We start from the raw sequence: 2443 nt of genomic DNA, 5'->3' as shown, positions 1-2443 counted from the left end.
TAGACTTCTTCTAAATGCCTTTCGGGCACGTATGATTTCTCTTTTATCCTTCATTCTACTTCCCCTTAGTTAGAAGCCATTTTATCAGGATCCGTACTCATGATATCAAACAATTGTGTACCTTGAGGAATTTTATTTTTAAAGGGAACAACAACTGAACCAGCTTTTATCAGTCCAGCCCCTTTTTCCGGATTGACTAGGTATTTTTCGAGTTCTTTTGACAAGCCTAAGAGTTGAACCAGTTCTTCTCGGTCATTTTTTGCTTGCTTGAGGAGAATCATAAATTCACTATTGGCAATAATCCGTCTACCATTTGGATCTAACAATAAAGTTTCGACATTTTGTGTTATTCCAGTCGGACTGGCTCCATATTTTCTGACACGACTCCACAATTTAAAGAAGAAGTCACTGGCATATTTATCTAATAAGAGAAGCTGCATTTCATCAAAATAAATCCAGGTCTTCTTCCCTAATTTTTGATTCCGTACGACTCGATTCCATATCTGATCAAAAACAACCATAAGGGCAATTTGTTTCAGCTCATCTCCTAACTTTTTAACATTATAGATTAAGAAATTGGATCCTGTTTGAATATTGGTCTTATGAGAAAAAATATCAAGAGAACCTTCAACATACAGTTCCATATCAAGTGCCAAATTCTGCGCTTCTTCTTCTGGCTGTTGACTCAAGACAAAAACCCATTCTTCCAAAGAAGGCTCTTTAAATGACTGATAGGTGAGTCTCGTAACTCGGTCAATAATCGATTTTTCTCTTCCATCCATTTTTCTATCCAATAACTTGCCAATAAAGGATAAAAGAAATTCTGATTTTACCTTTACAGGATCTTCATCCATATTTTCTTCAGACAAGTCAAGAACATTGAGATAGGTTTGTGAATCAGGCGCAATATCAATCATTTCTCCACCAAAAGCCCGTCCAATAACACTGTACTCTGCTTCTGGATCCACGATGATAATTTCTGTATTCTCACCAGATTCTTTGATTTTTGTTGTGATAATCTCATGCTTGGTTGCCATCCCTTTCCCAGCTCCAGATGTCCCTAAAATCAGACCAGACGGTGTATTTAATAAGCTGCGGTCAATGGTAATAATATTGCTTGAGATTTGATTGATACCGTAATATTTCCCACTACGGTCTTGTAAATCTACTGAAGTCCAAGGAGAGTTCACTGCTATATTGGATGTTAATAAACTCCGTGATACTCCCTCTAAAAAATCACAACCAAATGGTAGCAAACTATTAAAGGCTGCTTCTTGCATATATGGAAGTTTATCAATCATTAGGTCATTTGAGCCGGCCACTTGTTGGATAGTATCTAGAGCTTGTTTGAGTTCTTCTTCATCCTGACCAAAAACACCAATCAAAAAGACTGTTTGAAATAGTTTATCTCCTGTCTCTGTCATGGTTTTTAAGAGTTCCTCAGCTTCATCGATATTGCTTTCTAAAACATGGCCTACTTTTTCCAAATAGATACCTGTACGAGCAAGTTTTTGTTGTTCCCCAATCTTTTGGGATTCCATCAAGGTTTTCTTTGTTCGTAGTTTCTTCATAGCATCCGCCTTAGTCGAACTTTGAGCATGGAGGCTCACAATCAATTCCAAATCTCCTTGCATGAGGTCTCGGATAAACTGATCTCCTAATTCCATGCCGTAGTCTCTCACATAGACAATCTGTAATAAGCGGTCATTGATTTGTAGGTAATTCTTGTTTTTAAAATCCAAGAGATTAGGCGCTATGAAGTGACGAGTTGTCTGACCAGATCTCGTTAAATCACGGTAAGAAAAAGGAAGATGGTGTTCTCCTCTAAGCATATCTGCCAACAAGTTCACCCGTTCTTCTCCAGCCAAGGATTCAAATCGTGCATCAATTTCTGAGAAACCACTCTTGAAATATTCTCCTATTTGGGACAAGGAACGATAGGCTTGTTTGGGATTAGAATCCTTTCTACCAAAGCTAATCAGTTTCACAGCTGAAAAATTATTTTCACCACTGTCTAAATTCTGATTCATCATCCGATTCAATTCTTTACGATAGGTATCATATCCATCTTCTTTTTCCTCATACAAAACACTTTGTCTAAACTTTTCTAAATTCAATCTTTTATTAAAGATGGTCAATTGGAAGTTGGTTTGGTCATCTAAAGAGTTAATCAAATCAGAATACTTCTCAATGATTGCGCCCTTATCTTCTAAACCAACAGTTTGGTAATTGACGTCCCCAAGTAAGTAGCTTTGTGAGAAATAATCTTCTTTCACCTGCATCAGACCATTTTGATACAGGGCTTGATAGGAAAGAGTATTAGCCGTTGAGGGTAACACTTCCTCTTTTTTCTCTTTAACTTTTTCCTTTTTATTAGTCATTGAAGTTTTTTGTTTCTTTAATGTATTTGATTTTCTTTTCATGTTCAGGTCCTTTCTTTCCT

At 36.8% G+C, this 2443-nt stretch carries 1 protein-coding gene; it reads right to left on the bottom strand.

All coding sequences use genetic code 11. The features are described from left to right. Positions 1 to 65: 65 nt before the first annotated feature. Positions 66 to 2423, bottom strand: a complete 2358-nt coding sequence (locus tag CBI42_RS10650; RefSeq protein WP_179211398.1) for a VirB4-like conjugal transfer ATPase, CD1110 family — start codon at positions 2421 to 2423, stop codon at positions 66 to 68. Between the last annotated feature and the right edge of the window lie 20 nt (positions 2424 to 2443).

Origin of the sequence: Streptococcus sp. KR (genome assembly GCF_002238115.1) — a bacterium.
Lineage (GTDB): Bacteria > Bacillota > Bacilli > Lactobacillales > Streptococcaceae > Streptococcus.
The sequence above is the reverse complement of the archived record's forward strand: the minus strand, read 5'-3'. Positions and strand labels throughout refer to the sequence as shown.